This window comes from Rhodococcus sp. NPDC127593 (genome assembly GCF_042671975.1).
GTDB lineage: Bacteria > Actinomycetota > Actinomycetes > Mycobacteriales > Mycobacteriaceae > Rhodococcus_F.
Genome location: NZ_JBHXWI010000047.1, coordinates 13,245 through 38,120 on the forward strand (window position 1 = coordinate 13,245; position 24,876 = coordinate 38,120).

General features: G+C 66.4%; 23 protein-coding genes. 14 read left to right on the plus strand and 9 right to left on the minus strand.

Translation table 11 applies throughout. From position 1 onward, the window contains the following. Positions 1-2: 2 nt before the first annotated feature. Both ACFVJ3_RS34810 and dctA read right to left on the minus strand, forming a co-directional pair. Positions 3-785, minus strand: a complete 783-nt coding sequence (locus ACFVJ3_RS34810) for an MTAP family purine nucleoside phosphorylase (protein ID WP_378456385.1) — start codon at positions 783-785, stop codon at positions 3-5. Beyond that, positions 778-2,211: a C4-dicarboxylate transporter DctA gene (gene dctA, locus ACFVJ3_RS34815; RefSeq protein WP_378456386.1), complete on the minus strand. Its 1,434-nt coding sequence runs from the start codon at positions 2,209-2,211 to the stop codon at positions 778-780. Before dctA ends, ACFVJ3_RS34810 begins: the two co-directional genes overlap by 8 nt. A gap of 213 nt (positions 2,212-2,424) precedes the next feature. Here dctA and ACFVJ3_RS34820 point away from each other — a divergent pair, with 213 nt between their 5' ends. The 5 genes from ACFVJ3_RS34820 (at position 2,425) to ACFVJ3_RS34840 (ending at position 5,849) form a co-directional block, all read left to right on the plus strand. Next, positions 2,425-3,195 (plus strand): IclR family transcriptional regulator, encoded by a 771-nt coding sequence (locus ACFVJ3_RS34820; RefSeq protein ID WP_378456387.1) that lies wholly within the window; start codon positions 2,425-2,427, stop codon positions 3,193-3,195. Positions 3,196-3,254: 59 nt separating this feature from the next. Continuing rightward, on the plus strand, positions 3,255-3,470 hold the full coding sequence (locus ACFVJ3_RS34825; protein ID WP_378456388.1) for a hypothetical protein: 216 nt from the start codon (positions 3,255-3,257) through the stop codon (positions 3,468-3,470). Continuing rightward, entirely contained in the window at positions 3,467-3,958 is a 492-nt protein-coding gene (locus ACFVJ3_RS34830) for a Clp protease N-terminal domain-containing protein (RefSeq protein ID WP_378456389.1), read from the plus strand. The genes ACFVJ3_RS34825 and ACFVJ3_RS34830 overlap by 4 nt, the downstream gene beginning before the upstream one ends. Positions 3,959-4,059: 101 nt before the next feature. Beyond that, complete coding sequence (locus ACFVJ3_RS34835; protein ID WP_378456441.1) at positions 4,060-5,298, plus strand: response regulator transcription factor; 1,239 nt, start codon at positions 4,060-4,062, stop codon at positions 5,296-5,298. Beyond that, complete coding sequence (locus tag ACFVJ3_RS34840; RefSeq protein ID WP_378456390.1) at positions 5,295-5,849, plus strand: hypothetical protein; 555 nt, start codon at positions 5,295-5,297, stop codon at positions 5,847-5,849. Before ACFVJ3_RS34835 ends, ACFVJ3_RS34840 begins: the two co-directional genes overlap by 4 nt. Before the next feature lie 50 nt (positions 5,850-5,899). Here ACFVJ3_RS34840 and fdhD read toward each other — a convergent pair whose 3' ends face one another. From fdhD to ACFVJ3_RS34860, 4 genes are read right to left on the minus strand one after another with little or no spacing between them, the layout of a single operon-like run. Continuing rightward, positions 5,900-6,721, minus strand: a complete 822-nt coding sequence (gene fdhD / locus ACFVJ3_RS34845; RefSeq protein ID WP_378456391.1) for a formate dehydrogenase accessory sulfurtransferase FdhD — start codon at positions 6,719-6,721, stop codon at positions 5,900-5,902. Beyond that, entirely contained in the window at positions 6,721-9,027 is a 2,307-nt protein-coding gene (locus ACFVJ3_RS34850) for an FdhF/YdeP family oxidoreductase (protein WP_378456392.1), read from the minus strand. The genes fdhD and ACFVJ3_RS34850 overlap by 1 nt, the downstream gene beginning before the upstream one ends. A 4-nt stretch (positions 9,028-9,031) precedes the next feature. Further along, positions 9,032-9,664, minus strand: a complete 633-nt coding sequence (locus tag ACFVJ3_RS34855) for an MBL fold metallo-hydrolase (protein ID WP_378456393.1) — start codon at positions 9,662-9,664, stop codon at positions 9,032-9,034. After that, positions 9,661-10,746 (minus strand): S-(hydroxymethyl)mycothiol dehydrogenase, encoded by a 1,086-nt coding sequence (locus ACFVJ3_RS34860; protein ID WP_378456394.1) that lies wholly within the window; start codon positions 10,744-10,746, stop codon positions 9,661-9,663. The genes ACFVJ3_RS34855 and ACFVJ3_RS34860 overlap by 4 nt, the downstream gene beginning before the upstream one ends. A gap of 256 nt (positions 10,747-11,002) precedes the next feature. Here ACFVJ3_RS34860 and ACFVJ3_RS34865 point away from each other — a divergent pair, with 256 nt between their 5' ends. The 5 genes from ACFVJ3_RS34865 to ACFVJ3_RS34885 all read left to right on the plus strand — a co-directional run bounded on the left by ACFVJ3_RS34865 (position 11,003) and on the right by ACFVJ3_RS34885 (position 16,000). Then, positions 11,003-12,499, plus strand: coding sequence for an aromatic amino acid ammonia-lyase (locus ACFVJ3_RS34865; RefSeq protein WP_378456395.1), 1,497 nt, complete (start codon positions 11,003-11,005; stop codon positions 12,497-12,499). 66 nt (positions 12,500-12,565) lie between these two features. Beyond that, positions 12,566-13,681: an ABC transporter ATP-binding protein gene (locus ACFVJ3_RS34870; RefSeq protein WP_378456396.1), complete on the plus strand. Its 1,116-nt coding sequence runs from the start codon at positions 12,566-12,568 to the stop codon at positions 13,679-13,681. After that, positions 13,678-14,328: an ABC transporter permease gene (locus ACFVJ3_RS34875; RefSeq protein WP_378456397.1), complete on the plus strand. Its 651-nt coding sequence runs from the start codon at positions 13,678-13,680 to the stop codon at positions 14,326-14,328. Before ACFVJ3_RS34870 ends, ACFVJ3_RS34875 begins: the two co-directional genes overlap by 4 nt. Beyond that, positions 14,325-15,080, plus strand: a complete 756-nt coding sequence (locus ACFVJ3_RS34880; RefSeq protein ID WP_378456398.1) for an ABC transporter permease — start codon at positions 14,325-14,327, stop codon at positions 15,078-15,080. The genes ACFVJ3_RS34875 and ACFVJ3_RS34880 overlap by 4 nt, the downstream gene beginning before the upstream one ends. A gap of 11 nt (positions 15,081-15,091) precedes the next feature. Beyond that, entirely contained in the window at positions 15,092-16,000 is a 909-nt protein-coding gene (locus ACFVJ3_RS34885; RefSeq protein WP_378456399.1) for an ABC transporter substrate-binding protein, read from the plus strand. A 20-nt stretch (positions 16,001-16,020) separates the two neighbouring features. Here the strand turns inward: ACFVJ3_RS34885 and ACFVJ3_RS34890 are convergent, their stop codons facing one another. Then, positions 16,021-17,160: a serine hydrolase domain-containing protein gene (locus tag ACFVJ3_RS34890; protein ID WP_378456400.1), complete on the minus strand. Its 1,140-nt coding sequence runs from the start codon at positions 17,158-17,160 to the stop codon at positions 16,021-16,023. Positions 17,161-17,385: 225 nt separating this feature from the next. Here ACFVJ3_RS34890 and ACFVJ3_RS34895 point away from each other — a divergent pair, with 225 nt between their 5' ends. Then, positions 17,386-19,740: an arylsulfatase gene (locus tag ACFVJ3_RS34895; protein WP_378456401.1), complete on the plus strand. Its 2,355-nt coding sequence runs from the start codon at positions 17,386-17,388 to the stop codon at positions 19,738-19,740. A 27-nt stretch (positions 19,741-19,767) separates the two neighbouring features. Here ACFVJ3_RS34895 and ACFVJ3_RS34900 read toward each other — a convergent pair whose 3' ends face one another. Continuing rightward, positions 19,768-21,549, minus strand: coding sequence for a CocE/NonD family hydrolase (locus ACFVJ3_RS34900; RefSeq protein ID WP_378456402.1), 1,782 nt, complete (start codon positions 21,547-21,549; stop codon positions 19,768-19,770). 215 nt (positions 21,550-21,764) lie between these two features. Between ACFVJ3_RS34900 and ACFVJ3_RS34905 the strand changes: the two genes are divergently transcribed. The 3 genes from ACFVJ3_RS34905 (at position 21,765) to ACFVJ3_RS34915 (ending at position 23,549) form a co-directional block, all read left to right on the plus strand. Continuing rightward, positions 21,765-22,442 carry a GntR family transcriptional regulator gene (locus ACFVJ3_RS34905; RefSeq protein WP_378456403.1) on the plus strand — a complete coding sequence of 226 codons (678 nt, stop codon included), beginning with the start codon at positions 21,765-21,767 and terminating at the stop codon, positions 22,440-22,442. A 163-nt stretch (positions 22,443-22,605) separates the two neighbouring features. Next, positions 22,606-22,935: a hypothetical protein gene (locus tag ACFVJ3_RS34910; protein ID WP_378456404.1), complete on the plus strand. Its 330-nt coding sequence runs from the start codon at positions 22,606-22,608 to the stop codon at positions 22,933-22,935. Between the two features lie 65 nt (positions 22,936-23,000). Beyond that, the gene (locus ACFVJ3_RS34915; protein WP_378456405.1) at positions 23,001-23,549 is read left to right on the plus strand and encodes a deaminase; all 549 of its coding nucleotides are present in this window, start codon (positions 23,001-23,003) and stop codon (positions 23,547-23,549) included. Between the two features lie 69 nt (positions 23,550-23,618). Here the strand turns inward: ACFVJ3_RS34915 and ACFVJ3_RS34920 are convergent, their stop codons facing one another. Further along, positions 23,619-24,806: a serine hydrolase domain-containing protein gene (locus ACFVJ3_RS34920; protein ID WP_378456406.1), complete on the minus strand. Its 1,188-nt coding sequence runs from the start codon at positions 24,804-24,806 to the stop codon at positions 23,619-23,621. Between the last annotated feature and the right edge of the window lie 70 nt (positions 24,807-24,876).

Here is a 24,876-nt window from a genome sequence, read left to right on the forward strand (position 1 = left end):
TGTCAGCTCCTTCTTCCGTGGGCAGGTGTCGCCACTTCGGGCGTGCCTGCCAGTTCGATCGCTACCTGCAGCAGCGCTTCGCGTAGTCGTTTGGTGTTGGCGTCGAGTCCTTCGCGCACCAGGTCCTGGGTGACGGGCCACGGGGTGTCGCTGATGACGTCGTGATCGGTGACCAGGGCGATGCAGGTGTAGGACATGCCCAGTTCACGGGCCAGCGCAGCTTCGGGGTACGGGGTCATGCTGATCAGGTCCCATCCCTGCGCTGCGTACCAGCGTGATTCGGCGCGGGTCGAGAAGCGGGGACCGCGGATCGCGACCATCACACCGCCGTCGTTGACCACCCAGCCGTTCCTGCGGAGCGTCGACACCACCGCTCGGCGCCCGTGGGCGCAGAAGGGGTCCGCGAAGGAGATGTGGACGTCGTCGTCGTGGAAGGTGTCGTCGGTGCGGCCTGTGCGGTCGACCAGCTGGTCGGGCACGACGATCGAGCCGACGCCGATCGCCGGTCGCAGCGAGCCGGAGGGGGTGGGAGCGAGAATTGTTCGCACGCCCAGGCTGTGCAGGGCCCAGATGTTCGCGCGAGCATTGATGCGGTGGGGCGGGATGTTGCGGTGGCGCCCGGTGCGCGTCAGGTACGCGAGCCGGCGGCCCCCTGACGACCCGAGGACGATGCTGTCCGAGGTCGGCCCGTACGGGGTGTCGATGTCGACCTGTTCGGCGTCGTCGAGGAGTCCGTGGTAACCCCAGGTGCCGAGCAACCCCACGGTGGGCTGGGTGTCAGGCATGGTGGTTCACCGTTCCTTCCGGAGCCTTGTTCGCCGTCAGCAGTTCGGGCCTCTCGATCGCCGGGTGTGCCGGGGTGTTCGGGAGGTGTTCGTGACCCGGGTGCGGGTGGATGGTGACGTCGTCCGGGTCGTCGGGCGTGACCTTTCCGTCGAGAACCGCGCGCATCTTGTCCTTGTCGAGCATGCCCTCCCAGTTCGCGACCACGAACGTGGCGAGACAGTTACCGAGCAGGTTCGTGAACACGCGCATGGAGTCCATGAGCCGGTCGGCGCCGAGTAGCAGCGCGACGGCGGCGACCGGGAATGCACCGATCGCGGCAGCGGTCGCGGACAGGGCGACGAAGGCCGAGCCCGGCACACCCGCCATTCCCTTGGAACTGAGAATCAGGATGCCCATGATGGCGAGCTGCTCGCCGAAGCTGAGATCGACGCCGACGGCCTGCGCGAGGAACATCATCGCCAGCGACAGGTAGATCGCGGCGCCGTCGAGGTTGAACGAGTAGCCGGTAGGGATCACCAGACCGACGACGGCGCGGTCGCATCCCGCGTTGTCCAACTTCTTGATGATGCGGGGCATGACGGCCTCGGACGATCCGGTGCCCAGGGCGAGCATGAACTCCTCACGGCAGTACTTGATGAACTTCCAGGCGTTCACGCCGGTGATCAGCTTGACCACGATCGACAGCACGACGATGAAGACCAGTGCCGCTCCGTAGCACGCCAGGATGAGTATTCCGAAGGATTTGAGGGAGCCGGCACCGTAGTTGCCGACGGTGAAGGCCATCGCGCCGAACGCCCCGAGAGGTGCCAGGTACATGATGTAGCCGACGATGCGGAAGATGACGTGCAGCGTCTGGTCGATGACGTCCATCAGGATCGGCGGAGCCGACTCACTGAAGGACGCCAGCGCGACACCGAACAGGATCGCGAACAGCAGTACCTGCAGCAGGTTGTTCTGCGCGAACGCATCGAACACGCTGGTCGGGATGATGTGCATGACGAACTCGACACCACCCGGCAGGTGCCCGCCCTGGGTCTTCTCGTCCAGTGCGGTGGTGTCCAGCGTCGCCGGGTCGATGTTGAGTCCGCTACCCGGGTGGACGAGATTGCCGACCAGCAGGCCGAGGCCGAGCGCGCAGGTCGTCGCGGCGGTGAACCAGAGGAGCGCCTTGCCGCCGATCTTGCCGAGCGCTTTCATGCTGCCGACCTTGGCGATGCCGGTGACGATCACCAGGAAGATCAGCGGGGACACGACCATCTTGATGAGCTTGATGAAGCCCTCGCCCAGTGGCGCCAGGTGATGGGAAAACTCCGGAAACAGGATTCCGGTGGCAATACCCAGGGCGATGCCGATCAGCACCTGGACGAAAAGCGATCTGTACCAACGCTGCTTTGTGGGTTTCGCAGCGATTTCGGTTTCAGACACGGGGCCCTCCCTTGGGGCTTGGTGTTTTCCATATTATGGAAGTTGTATTTCGTATCTCGATATAGTGAACGCCGTCACACCGGGTTTTGTCAACAGATGTAGCGAAGGAATCGTCCCGATCCACGGCGACCGCGCTATCGTCATACGGAGCACCCTTTCCGCCTGACGGAAAGAACGTGGGGGCTCTCGAGCAGTCAGAGGATGGAGACAGACATGACGAACGGTCAGAGTCCGGCCGGCGGCGTGCAGTCGGTCGAGCGCGCATTCGACATACTCGAGATCATGGCGAGCGCCGGCGGGTCCATCGGGGTCAGCGAACTCGCCGACCTGGCCGGACTCCCCCTCCCGACCATCCACCGGCTCATCCGCACACTGATGAACCGCGGATACGTCCGGCAGCTACCCACCCGGCGGTACGCGCTCGGGCCCAAGCTCATTCGCCTCGGCGAGAGCGCCACCCAGCTGATCGGCGCCTGGTCGCGACCGCACCTGTCCGAACTGGTGCGAGGCACCGGCGAGACCGCGAACATGGCCGTTCTCGACGGCACCATGGCCGTCTACGTCGCGCAGGTGCCGTCCGAGCACGCGATGCGCATGTTCACCGAGGTCGGCCGCCGCGTCTACCCGCACTGCACCGGCGTCGGTAAAGCCATCCTCATGCAACTTTCGAATGACGCCGTGCGCTCGCTGGTCGGCCGGACCGGCATGACGACGTACACCGAGAACTCCCTGACCGACCCCGACATGCTGATCGCCGATCTCGAACTGAGCAGAAACCGTGGGTACGCGATCGACGAGGGTGAGCAGGAGATCGGCGTCCGTTGCTTCTCGGTGCCGGTGCCGAACGCTCCGACACCCACCGCCATCTCCGTCTCCGGGCCTGCCGCCCGCGTCACCCTCGAGTCAGCCGACCACATCGTGCCGCTGCTCAAGCGCGTCGCGAAGGAACTCGGCACCGAGTTCGACAAGAACGCCGCGCTCTGAATCCGGTCGACTCATCAACAAAGGTTGACGGATCACCTTCATCAACTTAAGTTGATGCCGTGAGTGACGATCCGAACCCGGCGACCGCTTTCGCTGCCGTCGTCGCGCTGCGGCGTCAGGCCGATCAGCTCGAGCGTGACGCCGTCGCACACGCACTGTCCGCCGGCTGGACCTGGGCGGACATCGGTCAAGCTCTCGGCGTCTCGGGTCAGGCGGCGCACAAACGCCTCGGCCCGGGACGATCCTCCGACAAGAAGACGAGGGGCGCACGATGAAATTCACCCGGGCATGGCGCCACATGCGCACGATGAAGACGCTGTTCTCCGAAACGGAGGCCGAGGCCGACCGGCTGGGCGACCGGGAACCGGGCCTCGAGCACCTGCTTCTCGCATCGTTCGCGCTGCCGGACGGTACGGCACCCCGAGTGTTCGAGCGTCTCGGATCGAACCGGGACGCACTGCGCGAGGCGGTCATTCGCGTGCACGGAGAAGCCCTCGCGGCGGCAGGCATGACGGACGCGGGCGTCGCCACCAGCGCACTGAGCCGCCCCCGCACCGGCCCGCTGCGGCTGACCGAACCGGCCCAGGCCGCATTCCGTAATGCGGTGGCTCTCGCGAAGTCGGAACGGAGACCGATCGTCGGAGCCGACATCGTCGCAGCCGTCGCCACCATCACGCACGGCACCGCGGCGCGGGCACTGGAATCACTGGGGCTCGTCCGGTCCGACGTCGTCGACGCCGCGCGGGCGGAGCCGGCACCGTGAGCGGACGGCCCAGGACCGGTTGTCACCGCCTGCGCGGATAGGCTCGACACGTGGTTCTTCCCAGCTCGACTTCTGTGTCACCGGCAGATGTTCTCGGTTCCATGCGGGACGTCATCGACGGTCCGCTGCCCGACATCGCCGTCCGCTTCTCCAAGTTCCTCGCCGACATCTGGCCGCACACCGCGCTGGTGATCTTCACCCGGGAATGCACGGGACGTCCCCGCAAGGTCAGCGGCGATCCGTCAGTGGTCGAACGCGTCACCATCGCCGAACTGGACGCGTTGCGCACCCGGATGACGGAAGGCACCCCTTTCGACGACCAGACCGTGCTCGCCGGCTCGAAGCGGAAGGTGTGGGCTCTGCTGGACGCGACGGGCACCCTCCTCCTCGTTCTCCCGAAGCCGCGGCAGCGCATTCGTGAGGTCCCGTTGGTGGCGGGCGCCTTCGGCGTCGTCGCCGTGTCGATCCGGCACCAGGTGGCGCAGGCGAGCCCGGCGTACCTGGCGGAGTCGCGGGCGGCGTCGAGCGAACGGGCCAGGACCATCGTGGAGCTGACGGACCTGCACGCGGCAACGCTCGAATCGATCCTGTCGACGCTCCGGTCCAAGGACCTCGACGACCGTCGGTCGCGGATCACGGCGAGCGAGACGGCGTCCTCGGCGCTGGTGACTCTGCGTTCCGCGGGCGAGTCCGACCGCAACCTCGCGGAGGAAGCGGTCACCACGGCGTTCGCCCGGCTGCAGGGCGAACTGCGGCCGCTGCTCCAGCACCGTCCCGTGCGCGTCGACTACGTCGATCCGCCGGTGGACGGTCGCGCGCTGCCCGGCGAGGTGGCCAGTGCGGCGCGGGCCGTCGTGCGCAGCGCCGTCCTGGCATTCGCGGCGCAGGCCGCCCTCGAGCGAATCCGGATCGCCTGGGACTGCGACGGCGCGAACCTCCTTGTCGAAGTCCGCGACGACGGCGACGGTGGTCTCGACACCGACGCACTGGTGCGGCAACTCTCCGGCCGGGTGCACACGTTCGGTGGCCGGATCGACGTCGAGTCGGTCGACGGGTGGGGGTCCCGGGTGGCCGTCGCGATCCCCCTCGACGTACCGGTGGCGCGGCCGGACGAACAACAACTCGGCGACCTCAACCCCCGCGAACTCGAGGTCCTGGGTCACCTCGCGACGGGCAAGCGGAACAAGGCGATCGCCGACAGCCTCGGCATCAGCGAGAGCACGGTCAAGTTCCACGTCGCGGGTGTGCTGAAGAAACTCGGTGTGGCGTCCCGAGGTGAGGCGGGCGCGATCGCCCTCGAGGCCGGCATCCGCGCCGACTCGACCGCCAGGCACGCATGAGCGTCGCGACGCTGCGTCACCGTGTGACCGAACGGAAGCACGGTCCGCTGCCGGCGGCCAGGGCGTCTGCCCGGCTGTCGGCCTATGTGTACGGAAACATCCTCGTCCTCACCGTGGTCGTCGCCGCAACGCCCCGGACCATCGAGAACGGCGCGGCCGTCGCGTTGGTCCTCGGCACGACGGTCACCACCTTCCTTGCTCACGTATTCGCGGACGCCGTCGCCCACAGCAGTGTCCCGGTGGACGACGATGACGAGGAGCGGACGGAACGGTCGTCGAAGGCTCTCGACGAACTGCGTGACGCGATACCGATCGTCTCGTCCGGCACCGGACCGGCGGCGCTGCTCGCCCTGGGGTGGCTGCACGTTCTGCCCACCGCGTGGGCTCAGCTCCTGGCCGGCGGTGTCATCGTCTTCCGCATCGCGACGATTCAGATCGTGACCGAGCGGATTCGGGGTAACCGCCTGACATTTCGCGTGTTGATCGTCGGCCTGACCACTGCCGCCGTCGCGGCGGCCATCGTCCTCGCGAAAGTACTGATCGGGCACTGACCCCCGCACGTGAGTGGCAAAGTGTGCTGGCGCACGCTTTGCCACTCACGTCAGGTGATGCGGTCGGGGTGGGTGTAGATGTTCATGGTGGTGCCGCGGAGGAATCCGATGAGGGTGAGGCCGGTGTCGTGGGCGAGGTCGATCGCGAGTGAGGACGGGGCGGAGACGGCGGCGAGGACGGGAATGCCGGCCATCACCGCTTTCTGTGCGAGTTCGAACGAGGCCCGGCCGCTGACGAGCAGGACGCTCCCCCGTAGCGGGACGCGGTTCTGTTCGGTGGCCCAGCCGATCAGCTTGTCGACGGCGTTGTGCCGTCCGACGTCCTCCTTGATGGTGAGCAGTTCCCCGGCCGGGGTGAACAACCCGGCCGCGTGCAACCCACCGGTGGTCTCGAACACCCGTTGCGCGGCCCGCAACCGGTCGGGCAGTTCCGCGATCGTCGCGGCCGGCACCCGCACCGCGTCGGTGGCCGGGGAATGCTTCGTCCGTTGCCGGATCGCGTCCAGGGACGCCTTTCCGCACACCCCACACGAGGAGGTGGTGTAGAAGTTGCGTTCGATCCCGGTGTCGGGCAGGAACACCCCCGGCGCGAGGTCGACGTCGAGGACGTTGTAGGTGTTGACACCGTGGTCGTCGACGCTGTTGCAGTAGCGGATCGACGCGATGTCCGCGCGGTCGGCGATGATGCCCTCGGTCAGCAGGAACCCCTGCGCCAGTTCGACATCGGAACCGGGGGTGCGCATGGTGACCGCCAGCGGTGTCCCGTTCACCCGGATCTCGAGCGGCTCCTCCACCACCACCGTGTCCGGGCGGGTGGACTGCCGGGTGTCGGTGATCCGGGTGATCGGGGTCCGGGTGGTCACACGCCCCATCAGCGCCGCCGTTCGAGGCGGATGGTGATCGCCTTCGACACCGGGGTGTTCGACTTGGCCGCCACGTGATCGAGCGGGATCAGCGGATTCGTCTCCGGGTAATAGGCGGCCACGTTCCCGACCGGGGTCGGGTAGGGCACCAGCCGGAAATCGTCGGCGCGACGCTCCTGCACCGTCCCGTCGGGGGTGGTCCACTCGGAGACCAGATCCACCCGATCCCCCGCGGCGTATCCGAACGACTCGAGGTCCTGCGCGCTGATGAACAGCACCCGCCGCCCGCCCTTCACACCGCGGTAGCGGTCGTCGAGACCGTAGATGGTGGTGTTGTACTGATCATGCGACCGCATCGTCTGCAGGATGAGCTTCCCGTCCGGGACGGGCAGCCAGGACAGTGCGTTGACCGTGAAGTTCGCCTTCCCCGTGCCGGTGACGAACCGGCGCTCGTCCCGCGGCGGGTGCGGCAACCCGAACCCGTCCGGCCGGCGGACCTTGGCATTGAAGTCCGCGAACCCCGGAATCACCCGGGCAATACTGTCGCGGATCCGGTCGTAATCGCCGGTGAATTCCGCCCACGGCACCGAATGATCCGGACCGAACATCGCCTGCGCGATCCCGCAGACGATGGCGACCTCACTGCGCAACAGCTCACCGGCCGGCTTCAGACTGCCGCGCGAGAGGTGCACCATCGACATCGAGTCCTCGACCGTGACCTGCTGCTTGCGACCGTTCTGGATGTCCTTGTCGGTGCGGCCGAGCGAGGGCAGGATCAGCGCGGTCTGCCCGGTGACGAGGTGCGAGCGGTTCAGTTTCGTCGACACCTGCACCGTCAACGCACAGCCCCGCAGCGCGGCCTCGGTGGTCTCGGTGTCCGGGGTCGCGGAGACGAAGTTGCCGCCCATCCCGATGAACACCGACGCCTTCCCATCCCGCATCGCCCGGATCGAGTCGACCGCATCCAGGCCGTGCTCCCGCGGTGACCGGATCCCGAATTCGGCGTCCAGGGCGGCCAGGAACGATTCGGGCATCTTCTCCCAGATCCCCATCGTCCGGTCGCCCTGCACGTTCGAGTGCCCGCGCACCGGGCACACCCCGGCCCCGGGTTTGCCGATCATCCCCTGCAACAGCAGCAGGTTCACCGCGTCCTGGATGGTCGCGACGCCGTGCGTCTGCTGGGTCAACCCCATCGCCCAGCAGATGATGGTCTTCTTCGACGAGATCAACGCGTCCGCGGTGGCCTGGATCTGCGCGAGGGTCAGCCCGGTCGCCGCCGCCACCGTGTCCAGATCGACCTTCCGCAGATGCGCCGCGCACTCGTCGAACCCGGCGGTGTGCCGGTCGATGAACTCCTGGTCCAGGACCGTGCCGGGCGCGGCGTCCTCGGCCTCGAGCAGCAACCGGCCCAGGCCTTGGAACAGGGCCTGGTCGCCGCCGATCCGGATCTGCAGGAACTCGTCCGCAATGGCCACACCGTCGCCGACCACCCCGTGCACCTTCTGCGGGTCCTTGAACCGCAGCAGCCCGGCCTCGGGCAGCGGGTTGATCGCGATCACCTTCGCCCCGTTGGCCTTCGCCTTCTCCAGGGTCGAGAGCATCCGCGGGTGGTTGGTGCCCGGGTTCTGCCCGGCGATCAGGATCAGGTCGGCGTTCTCGAGGTCGGGAACCGACACCGACCCCTTCCCGATCCCGATCGTCTCCACCAACGCACTGCCCGACGACTCGTGGCACATGTTCGAGCAGTCCGGCAGGTTGTTCGTCCCGAACGCCCTAATCATCAACTGATACACGAACGCCGCCTCATTGCTGGTGCGCCCGGAGGTGTAGAACACCGCCTCGTGCGGCGATCCCAACGCCCGCAACTCCCCGGCGATCATCGCGAACGCCGCGTCCCACCCGATCGGCTCGTAATGCGACGACCCCGGCAGCAACACCATCGGATGCGTCAACCGGCCCTGCTGCCCCAACCAGAACTCGGTACGACCCAGCAGATCCGACACCGAATGTGCGGCGAAGAACTCCGGCGTCACCGTGCGCGTCGTGGCCTCCTCCGCCACCGCCTTCGCCCCGTTCTCACAGAACTCCGCATGCTTGCGGTGCCCCGGAGTCTCCGGCCACGCACACCCCGGACAGTCGAAACCCTCCCGCTGATTCAACTTCATCAACGTCCGGGCTGTGCGCACCGGACCCATCTGCTCGATCCCACGACGCAACGACACCAACACCGCAGGAACACCTGCCGCATAGGATTTCTCGTGCGTGACGACGACATCGTCCTCGTCGAAGGTGTACCTGTCGGTGGTGTCGGTCATGGAGTCAGTTTCCTCGTGCAATCCATTCGGCGAGGTGCGGGGCCTCGGTGCCGATCGTGGTTCCGTCACCGTGACCGGTGTGGACGAGCGTTTCTTCGGGAAGAGCGAACAGCCGGTCGCGGATCGACCCGATGATGGTCGGGAAGTCCGAGTACGACCGGCCCGTGGCGCCGGGACCGCCGGAGAACAGGGTGTCTCCGGAGAACAGCGCCCCCGCCTCGGGCAGGTACAGGCACACCGATCCGGGCGAGTGGCCCGGTGAGTGGATCACCTGGATCTCGGTGCCCGCGATGGCGATCCGCTGCTCGTCCTCGAGGTGCCAGTACTTGGCGTCGGGGTGGGACATCTTCCACAGCACGTCGTCCCCGGGGTGCAAGAGGATCGGTGCGTGGAGCCGGGCGCCGAGTTCGGGCGCGACCGTGACGTGGTCGTTGTGGCCGTGGGTGCAGATCACGGCGTTCACGTGCCGGTCCCCGACCGCGTCGATGATCGGCTGTGCAGCGTGGGCGGCGTCGACGATGACGACATCTGTGTCGTCACCGATCAGCCAGATGTTGTTGTCGACGTTCCACTCGCCACCGTCGAGGGCGAAAGTGCCTTCGGTGACGACCCGTTCGACCCGGAACTCGCCGCTCACAGGACGACGACCGAACGCAGCACCTCACCGGCGTGCATCTTGTGGAAGGCCTCTTCGACCTCGTCGATCTTGATGCGCTCGGAGACGAACTTCTCCAGCGGCAGCCGGCCCTGCTGGTACAGGTCGACGAGCATCGGGAAGTCGCGCTCGGGCAGGCAGTCGCCGTACCACGACGACTTCAGGGATCCGCCGCGGGAGAAGAAGTCGATCAGCGGCATCTCGAGCTTCATGTCGGGGGTGGGAACACCGACCAGCACGACGGTGCCGGCGAGGTCGCGGGCGTAGAACGCCTGCTTCCACGTCTCCGGCCGTCCGACCGCGTCGATCACGACATCGGCGCCGAATCCGCCGGTGAGTTCCTGCACGGCCTCGACCGCATCGACGTCGGCGCCGTTGATCGTGTGCGTCGCGCCCAGGTCCTTGGCCCATTCGAGCTTCTTGTCGTCCCGGTCGATCGCGATGATCTTCACGGCGCCGGCCAAGCGGGCACCCATGATCGCGGCGTCGCCGACGCCACCGCAGCCGATGACGGCGACGGTGTCGCCGCGCCCCACGTTGCCGGTGTTCACGGCGGCACCGAGGCCGGCCATCACGCCGCAGCCGAGCAGTCCGACGACTGCCGGGTCGGCGGAGGCATCCACCTTGGTGCACTGTCCGGCGTGGACGAGCGTCTTGTCGGCGAACGCGCCGATCCCCAGGGCGGGAGACAGTTCGGTGCCGTCCTCGAGCGTCATCTTCTGTGCAGCGTTGTGCGTATCGAAGCAGTACTGCGGGCGTCCGCGCTTACAGGCGCGGCACTGTCCGCAGACGGCGCGCCAGTTCAGGACGACGAAGTCGCCGACCGCCACGGACGTGACGCCTTCGCCGACACTCTCGACGATTCCGGAAGCCTCGTGGCCCAGCAGGAATGGGAACTCGTCGTTGATCCCGCCGTCGCGGTAGGTGAGGTCCGTGTGGCACACGCCGCATGCCGCGATGTCGACTACCACCTCTCCGGGACCGGGGTCCGGGATGTTGACGGTCGCGATCTCGACGGGGGCACCCTTGGAGCGGGCGATGACGCCTCGTACCTGCTGCGGCATTGGACTCATTCCTTCGGTCGATCAGTCATAGCGGGATCGATGCATGGCCATATATGCACCTCTCCCGAGACCCTACGTTCCGGAAGATCACGGAGGGACTGATCGAAGTGAGAGGTTGACCTAGCCGGAATGCCAGCCGCTCACTGTGGTCTTGCGGCAGAGGTCATGGCAGGAAACTGACGGTTGACACGTCGCGGTATATACAGGACTATACATCTCGAAGAGTGAGGCACACCACATCGATCACGGAGTTCTGATGACCCGGAGAGATTCCAGCTCGACCGAGGAACCGCACCCGCCCCTTCCGGTGGTGCTCGACGGTGCCCAGCTCACCGTCGATCAGCTCACGGCGCTCGCCCGGGAGCCCGTCGTGGTCGAGCCCGACCCCGCAGCGCTCGACCATGCACGTCGTTCGTGGGAGACGGCCGTGCGCATCGCCGAACGGCAGCCGATCTACGGACGCACGACGGGCGTCGGGGGCAACCGGGACACCTCCGTCTCCGACGGCGTCGAGCAGGACCTTCGACTTCTCCGCAGCCACGCCACGGGCTCGGGCCCCTCGCTGCCGGATCACGTCGTCCGAGCCGCCATGATCATTCGCGTCAACCAGATTCTCAACGGCGGATCCGGTCTGCACCCCGACATCGTGACCGCGCTGATCGATGCCATCGCGGCGGACGAACAGCCCACCGTGCACGCTCGCGGGGCGATCGGCACCGGCGACCTCAGCGCGTTCTCCGAGATCGCGCTCGGGTTGATGGGCGAGGCAGCGCTGCGGGACGGTCGGTTCGTCACCCGGTGGACCGCACACCAGGGTGACGCACTCCCCCTGATCTCGACCAACGCGATGACGGTCGCGCTCGCGGCGACGGCCACCGACAGCGTCTCGAACTGGCTGGAGCACTCGCTGATCGTCGGTGTGCTGTCGCTGCTGGCGACGCGCAGTTCCGTCGAACCGTTCGCGGCACGGGTGCAGGCTGCCCGCAGGCACCTCGGTCAGGAAGAGGTAGCCGGCCGGGTCCGGGAGCTCCTCGCGGGCCAGCACGTACAGGCTGCCCGCGTGCAGGATTCCTACGGGTTCCGCGCCCTGCCGCAGATCCTCGGGGCGACCTGGCAGGCGCTACAGCGGTTGCGGGGCACGCTCGCGATCGAGATGAACTCGTCCTCCGAGAACCCCCTCATCTCCGTCGAGGACGACGCCGTGTTCCACAACGGAAACTTCCACGGAATGCCGATCGCCCTCGCCGTGGACGAGGCGAAACTCGCGCTGTCGAGCGCAGCGTTGTTGTCGCAGTGCAGGCTTGCCAATCTCTCGGATCCAGTGGTCACCGGTCTCCGGCCGTTCCTGGCCGACGGTCCGGCGGGCAGCAGCGGCACCATGCTGCTGGAGTACACGACGTCCGCGGCCATCGCCGAGATCCGGATGGCCGCGGCGCCGGGGTCCCTCGGACACACCGTGATCTCACGCGGAACCGAGGACCACGCGAGCTTCGCGTCGCAGGCCGCCACCCAGCTCACCGACATCCTCGCGCAGTCTCGCATCGTTCTCGCGTGCGAACTGATCTCCGCGGTGCGCGCCCTCGGCCAGCAGAACCACGTTCTCGACACGACCACCGAACTCGGCGCATACCTGGACCGGGCGCGCGGGTGCCTGGACCCGCGGACGACCGACCGTCCTCTGAGCGACGACCTGAAAGCAGCGGTGAAGTTTCTCGAACAGATGCCGAATCCGGAGAAAGACGCAAGTCGGTAAAGCAGTCCCACGACACCGAACTTCCGAGTGTGTCTACACCTCGGATTACACGAAAGTAGCACGCGGATGATCACATTCGACAAAGTCACCAAGGCGTACCCGGATGGCACGACAGCAGTGAAGGAACTGGACCTCGAGTGCCCGAGCGGGAAGATCACAGCACTCGTCGGCCCGTCGGGATGCGGCAAGACGACCTCGCTTCGGATGATCAACAGGCTGATCGAACCGACGTCCGGAACCATCTCCCTCGACGGCGAATCCACGGCGGACATGGATCCGGCACTTTTGCGAAGGCGGATCGGGTACGTCATCCAGCACGCCGGACTGTTCCCGCATCGCACCATCGTCGACAACGTCGCGACGATGCCGAGGTTGCTGGGAAAGACGAAGAAGGAGGCACGAACCCGGGCGATGGAGCTGCTCGAGACCGTCGGTCTCGCGGCGAACTTCGCGGACCGGTACCCGTGGCAGCTCTCGGGTGGCCAGCAGCAGCGAGTGGGGGTCGCGCGCGCCCTCGCCGCGGACCCGGCTTTCATGTTGATGGACGAACCGTTCAGCGCTGTCGACCCGGTGGTCCGGAGCCAGCTGCAGGACGAATTCCTGAGACTGCAGAAGGAGATCGGCAAGACGATCATCATCGTCACACATGACATCGACGAGGCCCTCAAGCTCGGCGACCAGGTCGTCGTGTTGCGAACCGGCGGGATCCTGGCGCAGGCCGCGACGCCGCTGGAGTTGCTGACCGAACCCGCCGACGAGTTCGTCGCCGACTTCGTCGGACGCGACCGCGGCTACCGTTCGCTGGGCTTCTCGAACCTCGGCGGCCGCGTGGAGACGGTCGCCGAACCCGTTGCTCGTCTCGGCGATTCGGCGTCCGACGCCCTCACGCGGACCACGGACGACTGGTTGCTCGTCGTCGACCCGGCGAACAAACCGATCGGCTGGGTGCAACCGGCGAAGGTCGTCGACCGCATTCGCCCGGACGACGTGAATCTCAGCGGGACGGTCGCCGATGCGCACGGGACGATGCGGGCACTGCTCGATGCCGCCTTGTCCGCACCCAGCAAACGCGGTGTCGTCGTCGACGGCGACGGTGTGCTCGTGGGAACCGTGACGGCACATGCGGCGGTGGCGGCGATCGAGTCGGCGGATCTGGTGGCGGCGGAGGCGATGGCCCGATGAACGTCGAATGGCTCGTCCGCCAGCCCGATCGCATCGCCGAACTGGTCGGCTGGCACATCCTGCTCTCGCTCGTGCCGCTCGTCGTCGGTGTGATCGTCGCGTTGCCGATCGGCTGGCTGGCGCATCGCAGTCGCCGGATCAACCCCTATGTGGTGGGGACGGCCGGCCTGCTCTACACGATCCCGTCGCTGGCGCTGTTCGTCCTGCTCCCGCCGATCCTCGGAACGAAGATCCTCGATCCGATGAACATCGTCGTCGCGCTGACGATCTACACCGTCGCCCTGCTCGTGCGCGTCATCGCCGACGCCCTGGATTCGGTGCCGAAGGAGACTGTGCTCGCCGCAACGGCGATGGGCTACCGGCCGTACCAGACGCTGCTGAAAGTCCAGCTGCCGGTGGGTGTTCCCGTCATCTGCGCCGGCCTGCGCGTCGCTGTCGTGTCGAACGTCAGCCTCGTTTCTCTCGCCGCGCTGCTCGGGATCCCGCAGATCGGTTCGCTGTTCACCCAGGGCTTCCAGTTGCGTTTCTACACACCGATCATCGCCGGTATCGCGCTCTGCCTGTTGCTGGCTCTGGTTCTCGACCTGCTCATCGTGCTCGCCAATCGGTTACTCACACCGTGGACCCCGAAGGTGGTCTCATCATGATCGACTTTCTGCTCGACGGTGCTCATTGGACCGGGCCCGAAGGCATTCCCGCTCTCCTCCTCCAGCACCTGATGTACACGTTCCTCGCCCTGTTCGCGGCGGCACTGATCGCGGTTCCGCTCGGTCTGTACATCGGGCACACCGGTCGCGGAGCGGTCGTCGTCGCGGGCCTGGCCAACTCGCTGCGCGCCCTTCCCACCATCGGCTTGCTGATTCTGCTGGTGCTGGTCATCGCGCCGTCGTTCTCGACCAAGCTGGCCTATCTGATTCCCAGCCTGATCGTGCTGGTGCTGCTGGCCATCCCACCAATCCTAACCAATACGTACGCGGGTATTCGCTCGGTCGACCAGGCCGCCGTGGACGCTGCGCGAGGCATGGGGTTCCGGTCGATGCGCATCCTCACCGAGGTGGAGATGCCGTGCGCGCTGCCGCTGATGCTGTCGGGTGTGCGCAGCGCGGTGCTGCAGATCGTCTCGACGGCGACCGTCGCCGCGTACATCTCGCTGGGCGGACTGGGACGTCTCCTCATCGACGGCAAGGCGCAGAGCGACTACGCGCAGATGGCCGCCGGAGCGGTCCTCGTGTCCCTCCTCGCGCTCACATTCGACCTGGCGATCGGATTCCTCACGGTTCGGGTCGTCTCACCCGGTCTGACGCGACGCGAAAGGAGCGGCGCGAAGAAGCGATCCGGTTCCGAAGACACCGCCGTCGCGGCCCGGCCCACATCCGCTCCCGAGCCCTCGCTGATCTGAAGGACATCATCATGAAGAAGGCATTGATCGTCGCGCTGACCGGCGCCACCCTGCTGTCGTTGACGGCGTGCGGGATCGGCAAGGACCCGTTGGCGTCCGACGACGGCGGAAGCAGTGACGGTGCCCTCGTCGTCGGCTCCGCGGACTTCCCCGAAAGCCAGCTGATCGCGACGATCTACGCGGAGGCGCTGCGCGCGAACGGCATCGACGTCACCGAGAAGCTCAACATCGGGAGCCGGGAGGTGTACGTCCCGGCCATCCGGGACGGCTCCATCGACCTGCTGCCCGAATACTCGGGTGCGTTGCTCCAGTACCTCGACAGCGCCACCACCGCAACCGCGTCGGACGAGGTGACCGAGGAGATCAAGGCCAAGCTGCCCGCCGGGCTCATCGCACTCGAACCGTCCCCCGCCGAGGACAAGGACGTTCTCGCCGTGCGACAGGAGACGGCGGACGAGTACTCGCTCGAGACGATCGAGGACCTCGTGCCCCACGCCGACGAGCTGACCCTCGGCGGCCCGCCCGAATGGAAGACCCGGGAGAACGGCGTCGCCGGGCTGACGGACAGGTACGGCCTGACGTTCAAGGAGTTCCTGGCACTCGACGCCGGCGGTCCCTTGACGCTCAACGCCCTGCTCAGCGGTCAGATTCAAGTGGCGGACGTGTTCAGCACCGACCCGGCGATGCGTTCGGAGAACCTCGTGGCACTCGAGGACACCAAACACCTGTTCCTCGCGGAGAACATCACACCGATCATCAACGAGAACAAGGCAGGCGACGACGTCCGCGGAGTCCTGGCCGACGTGTCGGCCGCATTGACGACCGAAGATCTCATCGAGATGAACGAGCGAGTTGCCGACCTCGAGGACATGGGCGACATCGCCCGGGAATGGCTGCAGGACAAGGGGCTGGCGTCCTGATCACACCCCGGGCGGGCGCGTCAGCTCAGCGCATCGAACGTCGCCGTCGCGTATTGGGCGGTCCGGTCTGAGCCGAGAAGTCCCGGGCCCATCTTGTTCATCACGTACGTCATGGTCATCCGGCGTTCGGTGTCGACGACGACCTGGGAGCCGCCCCAGCCACCCCAGAAGCAGATGCGCCCCTCGGGGACGAACGGCACGGATACGGGCGTCGGCAGGCCGTAACCGATGCCGAATCGAATCGGTTGTCCCAGGGCCAGATCCACGCCGTTCGACTGCTCCTCGAAGATCAGGGAAATGGTGTCCGGCGACAGTAGGCGGACGCCGTCGAGTTCGCCCCCGCAGGCCACGACGGACTGGATCCGGGCGAGCGACCGGGCGTTGCCCTGACCACCGGCCGCGCCGTTCTCCGCCTTGCGCCACTCGTCGGACCAGGACGCCGAGGCGTCCGGTCCGGGGCCGGTGAACGTCCTGACGATGACGCTGTGGGGGTCGAGGGAGGCCAGGTCGATCGGCAACGGCGGCGGCGGGACCACGTTCGACACGCGGCCGAACTCCGACGGGTCCAGTCCGATGTGGAAGTCGGCCCCCAGCGGCCCGGCGATCTCCTCCGCAACGAAACGTCCGAGCGTGCGTCCGTCGACCCGACGCACGACCTCGCCGATCAGGTGACCGTAGTTCAAGGCGTGATATCCGGACGCCGTTCCCGGCTCCCACCACGGCGCCTGTGCGGCCAGCCGCTTCGTCGACTCGACGAGGTCGAAGGTGTCCTCGACCGTGATCGGCTGATCCCATCCCGAGACACCCGACGTATGCGAGAGGAGATGGCGGACCTCGACGCGTTCCTTGCCGGCCGCGGCGAATTCCGGCCAGTACTTCGCGACGGGCGCGTACACGTCCAGCAGTCCGCGATCGACGAGCATCAGTGCGGCGAGCGCAGTGACCGTCTTGGTGCACGACCACACGTTGGTGATGGTGTCGCGCTCCCATTCGGTGGTGTGATCGGTGTCGGACCATCCGCCCCACATGTCGACCACCGGCTTTCCGTCGAGAGCAACGACGATCGACGCGCCGAGTTCCTCACCGGAGTCGAGATTGTCCTTCAGCGCCTCCTGCAACGCCGTGAAGCGCTTGTCGCACACCCCTCCGAGCTTGGTCACCTGCGGTTCCTCTCCACCAGCCGACGCAATATTGATCTTGACATCGGGTTCAAATGAGGGCTCCAGTGTGATCCCACCCCTCGTGTGATGTCAATCACTTCGCTCTCCGTTCTCGGAGGGCCCCGCCACGGTCCGGCGCTCACCGGGTTCACCCGTGTCGGGTGAGGTTCCCGACGGCGCGGCGGTCGACGCTGAAACCCAGGACTACAGGTGAGGAGACGTGCCATGGGCAAGCCATTTCGGGGTGTCGTCAACGTCGACATTCGCGACTCGGTTCCGGACTGGTCCCCCTTCGAGCCACCCAAGGCTGCCGACGATGCGCCCAACGTCGTCTATGTCGTCCTCGATGACGTCGGCTTCTCGGCGATGCGCTGTTATGGCGGGCCGATCGAAACGCCGAACATCGACCGGATCGCCGCCACGGGTGTTCGGTACACCCAATGGCACACCACCGCGCTGTGCTCACCCACGCGCTCCTGTCTGCTGACGGGACGCAACCACACGCGCAACAGCATGGCCTGCATCACCGAGGCTGCGATCGGATTCCCCAACGCGAGTGGCACCATCCCGCCGGAGAACGGCATGCTCTCGGAGATGCTCGCCGAGCGCGGCTGGAACACCTACATGGTGGGCAAATGGCACCTGTGCCCGACCGATGAGATGAACCTGGCAGCCACCCGCCGGAACTGGCCGAGCGGGCGCGGCTTCGAGCGCTGGTACGGCTTCCTCGGCGCGGAGACCAACCAGTGGTATCCGGATCTGGTCTACGACAATCACCCGGTCGATCAGCCACGTTCACCGGAGGAGGGCTACCACCTCACCGAGGACGTCACCGACAAGGCATTGGAGTTCATCAAGGACGCCAAGGCGATCGCGCCGGATAAGCCGTTCTTCCTCTACTACGCGCCCGGCGCGTGCCATGCGCCGCACCACGCCCCGAAGGAATGGATCGAGAAGTTCGCGGGCAAGTTCGACATGGGCTACGACGCGATCCGCGAACAGACCCTCGCCCGTCAGAAGGAACTGGGCATCGTCGCGGCAGACACCGAACTTCCGCCGATCAACCCTATCGGCACTCCCGAGACCCGGTCGGGACCCGCGGGCGAACCGTTTCCGGAACTCGACTACACCCGCCCGTGGAGCACGCTGAACGACGACGAGAAGCGCCTCTTTGCGCGGATGGCCGAGGTCTACGCCGGCTTCCTGGCCCACGCCGACCATCACATCGGTCGCCTGCTCGACTATCTGGAGTACACCGAGCAATTGGAAAACACCGTGATCGTGGTGGTCTCCGACAACGGCGCGAGCGGCGAAGGTGGCCCGAACGGCTCCGTCAACGAGATGAAGTTCGCCAATGGCATCCCGGACGATCTCGCGGAGAACCTCGCGAAACTCGAGGATCTCGGCGGACCCAAAACCTACAACCACTATCCCAACGGCTGGGCGATGGCGTTCAACACCCCGTTCAAGATGTGGAAGCGCTACGAGTTCAACGGCGGAACTGCCGACCCCTGCATCATCTCGTGGCCGGCGGGAACCAAGGCTCGGAACGAGATCCGGGACCAGTACCATCACGCGATCGACCTCGTGCCGACGATCCTGGACATGGTCGGGGTCGACGCCCCGGAGACCATCAAGGGCCATGTCCAGAGCCCATTCGACGGCGTCAGTATGCGGAGCAGCATCGACGACAAGTCCTCGCCGTCGGAGCGGAAGTCGCAGTTCTACTCGATGCTCGGCTCGCGGTCGATTTGGCACGAAGGCTGGAAGGCCGTCACGACACATCCGACCATTGCAGGCTGGGGCCACTTCAACGAGGACGAATGGGAGCTGTACCACACCGACGTCGACCGCGCCGAAGTGAACAACCTGGCAGCGGAGCATCCCGACAAGCTGCGGGAGATGGTGAACATCTGGTTCGCCGAAGCCGGTGCGAACGGAGCGTTTCCACTGGACGATCGATCAGCCGTCGAGATCATGGGCACGCCCCGACCCCAACTGACAGCGGCCCGAGGCCGATACGTGTACTACCCGGACACCGCCGCCGTGTCCGAGTGGCAAGCGGTCAACACACGCGGCCGGTCGTTCGTGATCGGTGCGCTCGTCGACATCCCCGCGCCGGGAGCTGAGGGCGTGCTCTTCGCGATCGGATCCCGTTTCGGGGGCCACGCACTGTATGTGAAGAACAACCGGCTGCACTACGTCAACAACTTCGTGGGCAGCGAGGAACAGATGATCGTCGGCTCCGAGGACATCCCCACCGGAACGGACCTGATCCTGTCCGCCTCGTTCGACAAGGACGGGCAGGAGCCCACTTCTACCGAGGGAATCCTGTCCCTCTTCCACGCGGATCGAAAGGTCGGAGAAGGCCGGATCAAGACCCAGATGGGGGCGTTCGCGATCGCAGGTGCGGGGCTGTACGTCGGTCGGCACCCGGGCGAGCCGATCACCGAGGACTACCCCGGCGAATCACCTCACCGCTTCACCGGTGGCACGATCAATCGGGTCGCGGTCGACGTCAGCGGCGAACCGTATCTCGATCTCGAGCGGGAGGCCGCCCTGATGCTCATGCGCGAGTGACCTGGACGGCCCGGGTGAGCCCGGGCCTCAGCTGCCGGTCACCGGCAGCACCAGTGCCTGAGCAGGGTCGCCCGTCGCGATGGTGACCTGGTGCGGCACCAGACTTCCGCGGAAGCTCGGGTCTCCCCCGGACACCACGAGGCGGACGCGGTGTCCCTCACCGAAGCGGTGGACGATGGCCGGCATCGTGACCTGCACGGGCTCACCCGGCGCCACGATGCGTACCGGAGCGACCTGTCCGTTGATCAGCGTTTCCGTGCCGTCGGGAGCCACGTCGTACAGCTTCGCGAAGACCACGACCGAGTCCTCGACACCGGCGACCGCGGGGGCGGCCGTGACGCGGACGTCGAGCGTCGGGGCTCCCACCACGTCCAGCGGGGCGTCGAGGATGCCGGACGACCACTCGGCCTGGGTGCCGGAGATCACGCCCTGCGGGACCTGGTTCTCCGGCCGGGTGTCCGGCGCCTCCCGGTCGGTGGGGAGACCGCCCGGCAGCGTGTTCAGCGTCTGCGCGCCGGGAACGATGTCGTCGAGGCGGTCGGTCAGCGTGCCGTTACCGGAGAGGTGGAGCAAATAGTCCTGGCCCACCGCGATATCCGACGATTCGGCGTACGCGGGCGCGGCGTTGCCGGTGTAGTCGACCCAGTTGCGGAAGTAGCTGAACACCGGTCCGGTGTCGACCCCGCTGTCCTTCAGGTAGTGGTCGAACCAGTCGATCATCCGGCCCGTCTCGTACTGGGTGTCGGGGTTCGGGTCCTTCATGCTGATCTCGCCCTCGGCGGGAGTGAGATCGGAATGCCCCCAGCTGTGCCAGATCATCTTCACGTCGTTGCCCTGCGCCTGCAGCGCCTCGAACGTGGCTTTCGCTTCGTTGAGGTCGAACAGGGTGTCCTGCTGGCCCTGCATGATCAACGCCGGAATCTTCACGCGGTCCGCGTACGACACCACGGAGGATCGGCGCAGGAAGTCGACGGACCCCGGATCCGGGTAGCCCTGCACCGCGGACTGCGCCAACGCGGGACATGCGGGGTCGGCGAAATTGGGGCAACCCAAGGCCCGCGCGGGGTCCTGCGCGTAGCCCTCGGCCCGGGGGTTGGTCACGCCGACGGCCCCGAACATGAGCGACCACACCACCTTCGACGCACCGGGAACCGACGTACTGACCCCGGTTGTCTGGTCGGTGCCGTTGGGTGCGAGCGAGTAACTGAGGTCGTTCCACGTGATCATCGGGATGATCGTGTCGATCCGGGGGTCCACCGAGGCCGCGGCGAACTGCACGGCCCCGCCGTAGGAGCCGCCGACCATACCGACCCGCGGGTCGTGCGCCTCGGCGGCGCCGTGGTGAGCGGTCGCGTCCTGCACCACGTAGTCGAGTCCGGGGACGGGAACGGTGTGCGCGGGATCGACGAACGCCATCCCGTCGCGTCCACCGAGGAAGCTCACCAGTTCGCTCGCCGCACGCCCGTCGTAATCGGGGTTGTCCATGTGGATCTTGCAGCCGGAACCGCCGAAGCCCAGCCCGGAATACGCCAGCACCGCGTAGCCGCGGGACGCGAGGAACGAGGCGATACCGGCCTGATCGTTCTTGGAACCGCCGAAGCCGTTGGTGGTGAGGACGGCGGGCACGCGATTGGACGGAGACGCCGAATCGGGCTTGTACACGTCACCGATGACGTCGCACGGTTCGTCGCGGTTCGGTCCGACGAGCGTCTGGAAGTGGAGCGTGGTCTTCGAGAAGCCGGCCGGGTCGGCTGTCGCCGGAGCCGACGCCGCGATCGGTGTCAGTACCGCGGCCACCGCCGTCACCACCGCCAGAGTTGATCTACGCGCCCTGTGTTTCACAGCCCACCCGCCGTCCGTCACTCCGCCCCGAGCACCTCCGACGAGCGTAAACGCTCTGGACGCACGACCAACTCAGGCTGCCGGTGTGTCGCGGCACCGGTGTGGGGCGCGGCTCGCAGACTCGCGCATTTCGTCGGGCACACGGGTGTGCCCCTCGTGCGGTTTATATTTGAGCTGTGGTCATGACGAAGCGCGCCGAAACGTCCCTGTTGACCGACCAGGTCTACGAGACGATCCACGAGGCGATCATGAACGGTGATCTGCCTGCCGGCGCCCGCCTGCGCATTCGCGACATTGCCGCGCAGGTCGGGACCAGCGTGATGCCGGTGCGCGAGGCGATCCGGCGGCTCGAGGAAGCCGGTCTGGCCGAGCGGGTCCCCCACAAGGGCGCGGTCGTGAAAGGCCTGACCCTGGCCGAACTGGTCCACGTCTACGACGTACGACGGTTGCTCGAGGTGGAGGCCGCACGATTGGGCGCCCAGCAGATCAGCCCCGCGGACGTCGACCGAATGCAAACCGAGTACGAGCTCATGCAGACCGCCATCGCCGAACGGCGGGTGGTCGCGCTTCTCGATCACGACGAGGCGCTGTTGACCATTCTCTACGAAGCAGCAGCGAACCCTGTGCTGGTCGATTCCATCCGTAACCTGTGGCAGCACTGCCGTGCCTACAAGATCGTCGGCGCGCAGGGCACCCTGGACACGCCGGGAGACGACTCGTTGTGGAGATACCAGGAACGTCTCGTCGAGGCCGCCCGCAAGGGTGACGCCGACGATGCGGCCGCCGTCAACAATGAGTCGTTGATCAACGCGACGTCGCGGATCAGGGTGCAACTCGCCGCTCAACAGGATGCCGGTTAACGGCAGCGACAACGGATTTCACGGATGCGCCGACGAGGAACCACTTCGCGATCGGTGGCGAAAGTGGAGGATGTTCCGGGCATCGGCGGTCGAGGGACACCGGACACACCCGCCGGGCGCCGCCAGGATCTTCAAAGGACAGCGCCTGCCCTAGCCTCGACCTATGGGCCGTGTCGTCTACTCAGTCGCGTCATCTCTCGACGGTTTCAACACCGATGCCCAGGGCGACGTCTCGTGGGCGGTACCCGACGAGGAAGTCATTGCCGCGCTCACCGCCGACGTGAGCACGGCGGCGGGCGAGTGCGGGCCGGACCGTGGTCATGGTGCGAGTGTAGGGCCGGTGTCGTCGATGTGGTTCGAGCTGTTGATGTGCCCGATCATCGTCGGAGCGGGAACGAGAGTGCTGCCCGACAAGGTGCGAGCGTCTCTGTCGCTCACGCGGGAACGCCGGTTCGGCAACGGCATGGTGCAGCTCACCTACGACGTCCGATAGCACGTCCCAACCCGGAGAGGTCGAGATCGGTCCCACCATGATCAAGAGCGCAGGAGGCCCACCGAGTGAATCAGCTGCTGAGAGTCCAGAACTTCACCGTCTCGCGCGACGGATTCGGCGCCGGCGAACATCAGAGTCTCGAGAGGCCGTTCGGCCATGCCGACCCTGGGAAAATGTTCGCCTGGGCCGGAGCCACGGCGAGCTGGCCCATGCGAACCGACCCTGGCGGTAGCCGCGGCCTCGACGACTACTTCACGCGAGACTTCGCCTGCAACATCGGCGCCGAGATCGTGGGCCGCAACAAATTCGGCCCGCAGCGCGGTCCCTGGCATGACCACGACTGGCTTGGCTGGTGGGGCGACGAGCCCCCGTTCCACACCCCGGTGTTCGTGCTGACCCACCACACGCGTCCGTCGTTCACCCTCGGCGACACCACATTCCACTTCGTCGACGCCGACCTCGTCGACACCATGCACGTGGCGGTCTCGCAGGCCGAACTCGGATCCGGGGCGCGTCTGTGGGAATCACCTGATGAGCTGCGTGACCGGTTCCACCTCGAGGTGGTTCCAAGCCCCAGTGGCGTGACCCACCATCTGTTCTGGCGAAGGCCGTAGTGGACCACCTCGTTGTCGGTGTGGCGAGATTGCTCGTGTGGACGGCCGACCAAGTAGGTGCCGGTTCGGTCAGGGCACCTTCGGCGGGTTGTCGGGGAGGAGGAGGGCACCGATATCCTTGCCGATCGGCACAGCGTTATTGGCGTTTGCGTTGGCCGTCGGTCCGAGCGTGACGTAAGCGATGATGGTGGTCTTGGACTCCGTTTCGTAGAGAGCGATGCCGTTGTAGCCCCCGAATGCCGGGTTCATGAGCAGCCAGCTGCCCAAGTGAACGGTTCCGAATGCGAAGTACTTGTCCGCCGTCAGCGGGCCCAGCCCGGCGGTCTTGTCCGCCATCATCTCCGTGAACGCCGTGTCGGACAGGAGTTCGCCGGTGGCGAGCGCACGAACCCACCGAGCGACATCGGCCACCGTGGAGTTCATGTTGCCGCTGTTGAGGAACGCCGTGGGATTCCAGAACGTGGAGTCCTCGAAGACGCCACGTTCGTTGGTATAGCCGTGCAGGATCGGTTCACTCATCTGGGGTGTCAGCACCACGCTGCTCGCGTCCATCCCGAGCGGCGTGAAGATCCGCTCCTTCAGCAGGTCGCCCAAGGGCTTTCCCGCCGCCTTCTCGAGCACCACACCGAGCAGACACAGATCGCTGTGCGCGTAGGCAAAGCTGGTCCCCGGTTCGAACAGCGGCGGGCGGGCGTTGGCCAAGTCGAAGATCTCCTGAGACGTAAAGCCTTTGATCGGATTGGCGTAGAAGATCTTCAGGAAATCGGGGTTGGTCACGTAGTCCGAAATGCCGGTGGTGCTGTTGGCGAGCATCCGCGGGGTGATCTTGTCGGCCCGCGGAAAGTCGGGCACCCACTTGGCGATCGGCTCGTCCAGGCTCAGCGTTCCGGCCTCGCCCAGCTGCAACAGAACTGTCGACAACATCGGTTCCATCGGTTGGCCGACTCGCAATTGCATGTCACGCGTCGCGGGAACGCCGAGCGGGGACTCCCCCACTGCTCCGGCGACGATCTCCTCGTCGCCGCGCCATACGCCGAATACGGCGCCGCTGAGATCGAGCTCCGTCAGCTTGTCGCGAACGATATCGACGACCTTGTCGACCTCGGGATCGTCGGTGTGCACGACGTCAGGACCGTGCTCCGCTGCTTGCTGTTCGCCGCTGCGATCGTCCGATCCGCAAGAAACGGTGGCAAGGGCGAGAACGATGCTGAGCGCGGCGGCCGTTCGACGCAGCCGGCTTCGAGTCGACAAGCTCATGGGGTCGATCCCTTCGTACGCAGAGGTCGAGTGGGAGTCGCTGCTCACTGGGATTCTAGGCGCAGACTGT